The sequence below is a fragment of the Marinobacter shengliensis genome, assembly GCF_003007715.1.
GTDB lineage: Bacteria > Pseudomonadota > Gammaproteobacteria > Pseudomonadales > Oleiphilaceae > Marinobacter > Marinobacter shengliensis.
This window is the reverse complement of the sequence record NZ_PXNO01000010.1, coordinates 1-5,598: the sequence shown is the minus strand read 5'-3', so window position 1 is coordinate 5,598 and position 5,598 is coordinate 1. Positions and strand designations below refer to the sequence as shown.

The 5,598-nt window shown below is 53.5% G+C and carries 2 tRNA genes and 3 rRNA genes; all 5 read right to left on the bottom strand.

Going from position 1 to position 5,598, the window contains the following annotated elements:
• Nucleotides 1-13 precede the first annotated feature (13 nt).
• A 5S ribosomal RNA gene (gene rrf, locus C7H10_RS03195) occupies nt 14-127 on the bottom strand.
• Between the two features lie 106 nt (nt 128-233).
• Nucleotides 234-3,125 (bottom strand): 23S ribosomal RNA (locus C7H10_RS03190).
• A 337-nt stretch (nt 3,126-3,462) separates the two neighbouring features.
• A tRNA-Ala gene (locus C7H10_RS03185) sits at nt 3,463-3,538 on the bottom strand.
• A 124-nt stretch (nt 3,539-3,662) separates the two neighbouring features.
• Nucleotides 3,663-3,739: transfer RNA gene (locus C7H10_RS03180), tRNA-Ile, on the bottom strand.
• A 111-nt stretch (nt 3,740-3,850) separates the two neighbouring features.
• Nucleotides 3,851-5,391: ribosomal RNA gene (locus C7H10_RS03175) — 16S ribosomal RNA — on the bottom strand.
• The 16S, 23S and 5S rRNA genes sit together here with 2 tRNA genes alongside, the layout of an rRNA operon.
• Nucleotides 5,392-5,598 lie beyond the last annotated feature (207 nt).

Below are 5,598 nucleotides of genomic sequence, written 5' to 3'. Positions count from 1 at the left end.
TTTGGTATTAAGAGCCTGACGATGACCTACTCTCACATGGGCGAACCACACTACCATCGGCGCTGGTCTGTTTCACTTCTGAGTTCGGGATGGGATCAGGTGGTTCCAGACCGCTATGGTCGTCAGGCAAAACGGATGATCACTGGGAAGGACGAGATGGAACGTGATGTTGATTTCTGTGGAGCCTGGCGTTTGCCCTGCTCTGCGTTATCCGCAATTGTCTTGGGTGTTATATAGTCAAGCCGCACGAGCAATTAGTACTGGTTAGCTCAACGCCTCACAGCGCTTACACACCCAGCCTATCAACGTCCTGGTCTTGAACGGCTCTTCAGGAGGCTCAAGGCCTCAGGGAGATCTCATCTTGGAAGGGGCTTCCCGCTTAGATGCTTTCAGCGGTTATCCTGTCCGAACATAGCTACCGGGCAATGCGTCTGGCGACACAACCCGAACACCAGCGGTTCGTCCACTCCGGTCCTCTCGTACTAGGAGCAGCTTTCCTCAAATCTCCAACGTCCACGGCAGATAGGGACCGAACTGTCTCACGACGTTCTAAACCCAGCTCGCGTACCACTTTAAATGGCGAACAGCCATACCCTTGGGACCGGCTTCAGCCCCAGGATGTGATGAGCCGACATCGAGGTGCCAAACACCGCCGTCGATGTGAACTCTTGGGCGGTATCAGCCTGTTATCCCCGGAGTACCTTTTATCCGTTGAGCGATGGCCCTTCCATACAGAACCACCGGATCACTATGACCTACTTTCGTACCTGCTCGACGTGTCTGTCTCGCAGTCAAGCGGGCTTGTGCCATTACACTAACCGTACGATGTCCGACCGTACTTAGCCCACCTTTGTGCTCCTCCGTTACGCTTTGGGAGGAGACCGCCCCAGTCAAACTACCCACCACACAGTGTCCTCAACCCCGATAAGGGGTCAGAGTTAGAACCTCAAACATGCCAGGCTGGTATTTCAAGGTTGGCTCCACCGGAACTGGCGTCCCGGGTTCAAAGCCTCCCAGCTATCCTACACAAGCATGCTCAAAGTTCACTGTGAAGCTATAGTAAAGGTTCACGGGGTCTTTCCGTCTAGCCGCGGATACACCGCATCTTCACGGCGATTTCAATTTCACTGAGTCTCGGGTAGAGACAGCGCCCCCATCGTTACGCCATTCGTGCAGGTCGGAACTTACCCGACAAGGAATTTCGCTACCTTAGGACCGTTATAGTTACGGCCGCCGTTTACCGGGGCTTCGATCAAGAGCTTCGCACGAGTGCTAACCCCATCAATTAACCTTCCGGCACCGGGCAGGCGTCACACCCTATACGTCCACTTACGTGTTTGCAGAGTGCTGTGTTTTTAATAAACAGTCGCAGGGGCCTGGTATCTTCGACCGGCTTCCGCTCCACCCGCAGGGGCTTCACGTACACACCGGCGTGCCTTCTCCCGAAGTTACGGCACCATTTTGCCTAGTTCCTTTACCCGAGTTCTCTCAAGCGCCTTGGTATTCTCTACCTGACCACCTGTGTCGGTTTGGGGTACGGTCTCGAATAGCCTGAAGCTTAGAAGATTTTCCTGGAAGCAGGGCATCAATGACTTCGCGCCCTTGGGCACTCGTCGTCGCGTCTCAGGATTGTGGACCCGGATTTGCCTAAGTCCACTCCCTACTCGCTTAAACCGGGACAACCGTCGCCCGGCTCACCTAGCCTTCTCCGTCTCTCCATCGCAGCTATCCAAGGTACGGGAATATTAACCCGTTTCCCATCGACTACACCTTTCGGTCTCGCCTTAGGGGCCGACTCACCCTGCGCCGATTAGCGTTGCGCAGGAACCCTTGGTCTTCCGGCGTGCGGGTTTTTCACCCGCATTGTCGTTACTCATGTCAGCATTCGCACTTCTGATACCTCCAGCATGCTTCTCAACACACCTTCGCAGGCTTACAGAACGCTCCCCTACCCCGCATACAAAGTATGCAGCCGCAGCTTCGGTGACCAGTTTGAGCCCCGTTACATCTTCCGCGCAGGCCGACTCGACTAGTGAGCTATTACGCTTTCTTTAAAGGATGGCTGCTTCTAAGCCAACCTCCTAGCTGTCTGAGCCTTCCCACATCGTTTCCCACTTAACTGGTACTTTGGGACCTTAGCTGGCGGTCTGGGTTGTTTCCCTCTTCACGACGGACGTTAGCACCCGCCGTGTGTCTCCCGGATAGTACTCACAGGTATTCGGAGTTTGCATCGGGTTGGTAAGTCGAGATGACCCCCTAGCCGAAACAGTGCTCTACCCCCTGTGGTATTCGTCCGAGGCGCTACCTAAATAGCTTTCGGGGAGAACCAGCTATCTCCGGGCTTGATTAGCCTTTCACTCCGATCCACAAGTCATCCCCTGGCTTTTCAACGACAGTGGGTTCGGTCCTCCAGTGCCTGTTACGGCACCTTCAACCTGCTCATGGATAGATCGCCCGGTTTCGGGTCTATGCCCAGCGACTAATTCGCCCTATTCAGACTCGGTTTCCCTACGGCTCCCCTAAACGGTTAACCTCGCCACTGAACATAAGTCGCTGACCCATTATACAAAAGGTACGCCGTCACAGAACAAGTCTGCTCCGACTGCTTGTACGCATACGGTTTCAGGGTCTATTTCACTCCCCTCACAGGGGTTCTTTTCGCCTTTCCCTCACGGTACTGGTTCACTATCGGTCAGTCAGGAGTATTTAGCCTTGGAGGATGGTCCCCCCATGTTCAGTCAACGTTTCTCGTGCGCCGACCTACTCGATTTCACTGGACTCAGGTTTCGGATACGGGGCTATCACCCACTATGGCGGCACTTTCCAGAGCCTTCTCCTACCAGTTGTCCAGCTTAAGGGCTGGTCCCCGTTCGCTCGCCGCTACTTAGGGAATCTCGGTTGATTTCTTTTCCTCGGGGTACTTAGATGTTTCAGTTCCCCCGGTTCGCCTCTTACACCTATGGATTCAGTGTAAGATACCTGGCCGAAACCAGGTGGGTTTCCCCATTCAGAGATGTCCGGATCACAGCTCGTTTGCCAGCTCCCCGAACCTTATCGCAGGCTTCCACGTCTTTCATCGCCTCTGACTGCCAAGGCATCCACCGTATGCGCTTAGTTGCTTGACTATATAACCCCAAGACAACTGATCACGATTCAGCATCCTTTACCAGGCAAGCCTGATACAGAACCCTGTTTCGAGACAGTCACTTGAAGCAATATAACAACCACTTCAACGACAACACCGGATAACGCTTGAAATCGCTATCACTTTGAACAGTTTCTCTCGGAGATAATGAGAGAAATCTATTCGTGTTCTATCTCGTCCAATTTGTTAAAGAGCAAATCTGACCCAGTGATCAGAAAGAAGGGCTTCGTTTGATCGTTCATCAAACCGAAACACTTGTTTCTGCACACTGCTAACCGGAGTTAGTCAGTTTAAAGCATCGATCGTTCAGGCTTTTTTGGTGGAGCTGAGCGGGATCGAACCGCTGACCTCCTGCGTGCAAGGCAGGCGCTCTCCCAACTGAGCTACAGCCCCTCATCGAAACCACTCACCAAGCCGACCAGATGCCGTACTCGGAAAATCGTTCAGATCTAGGCGCTTTCAGGTGTAGCGTGCGAGTAGCACGTGAGCCTGGAAGCAACGACGAGCTGAGCGATTTTGGTGGGTCTGGGTGGACTTGAACCACCGACCTCACCCTTATCAGGGGTGCGCTCTAACCACCTGAGCTACAGACCCGGTTTTGCTTGTCATACAACAAGCCAAGTCGGGTCTGAAAGACCCTTTTGCTCTCTTTATTAGCCAACCAAGTAATTCGTGTGGACTCTGACCGAAGCATTCGGCTTCGTTTAAGGAGGTGATCCAGCCGCAGGTTCCCCTACGGCTACCTTGTTACGACTTCACCCCAGTCATGAACCACACCGTGGTAATCGTCCTCCCGAAGGTTAGACTAACTACTTCTGGTGCAATCCACTCCCATGGTGTGACGGGCGGTGTGTACAAGGCCCGGGAACGTATTCACCGCGACATTCTGATTCGCGATTACTAGCGATTCCGACTTCACGGAGTCGAGTTGCAGACTCCGATCCGGACTACGACGCGTTTTAAGGGATTGGCGCACTCTCGCGAGTTGGCAGCCCTCTGTACGCGCCATTGTAGCACGTGTGTAGCCCTGGCCGTAAGGGCCATGATGACCTGACGTCATCCCCACCTTCCTCCGGTTTGTCACCGGCAGTCTCCCTGGAGTTCTCAGCATTACCTGCTAGCAACCAGGGATAGGGGTTGCGCTCGTTACGGGACTTAACCCAACATCTCACGACACGAGCTGACGACGGCCATGCAGCACCTGTCTCAGAGTTCCCGAAGGCACCAATCCATCTCTGGAAAGTTCTCTGGATGTCAAGGCCAGGTAAGGTTCTTCGCGTTGCGTCGAATTAAACCACATGCTCCACCGCTTGTGCGGGCCCCCGTCAATTCATTTGAGTTTTAACCTTGCGGCCGTACTCCCCAGGCGGTCAACTTAGTGCGTTAGCTGCGCCACTAAGACTTCAAGAGTCCCAACGGCTAGTTGACATCGTTTACGGCGTGGACTACCAGGGTATCTAATCCTGTTTGCTCCCCACGCTTTCGCACCTCAGTGTCAGTGTTGGTCCAGGTAGCCGCCTTCGCCACTGGTGTTCCTTCCTATATCTACGCATTTCACCGCTACACAGGAAATTCCACTACCCTCTACCACACTCTAGTCAGACAGTTCGAAATGCCGTTCCCAGGTTAAGCCCGGGGCTTTCACATCTCGCTTACCTAACCACCTACGCGCGCTTTACGCCCAGTAATTCCGATTAACGCTTGCACCCTCCGTATTACCGCGGCTGCTGGCACGGAGTTAGCCGGTGCTTCTTCTGCGAGTAACGTCAATCCCTGAAGGTATTAACTTCAGAGCCTTCCTCCTCGCTGAAAGTGCTTTACAACCCGAAAGCCTTCTTCACACACGCGGCATGGCTGGATCAGGGTTGCCCCCATTGTCCAATATTCCCCACTGCTGCCTCCCGTAGGAGTTCGGGCCGTGTCTCAGTCCCGATGTGGCTGATCATCCTCTCAGACCAGCTACGGATCGTCGCCTTGGTAGGCCTTTACCCCACCAACTAGCTAATCCGACTTAGGCTCATCCAGTAGCGCAAGGTCCGAAGATCCCCTGCTTTCTCCCGTAGGACGTATGCGGTATTAATCCGGGTTTCCCCGGGCTATCCCCCACTACTGGGCAGATTCCTAAGCATTACTCACCCGTCCGCCGCTCGTCAGCGGGGTGCAAGCACCCCCTGTTACCGCTCGACTTGCATGTGTTAAGCCTGCCGCCAGCGTTCAATCTGAGCCATGATCAAACTCTTCAGTTTAAATCATACAAGAACTCGAAAGTTCTTAATTCTTGCTCAAGACAAAACTCAATTTCGACGAGTCACTGTCCTGATATTTCGTATCCGAAATACCTCGGCCAGCGCCCACACGAATTACTTGGTTAACTTTTTAAAGAGCGTTTGAGCTGTTGCTCAATCAAGGCCGCGTATTCTACATCGTTCCGCTGCCCTGTCAACCGTTTATTT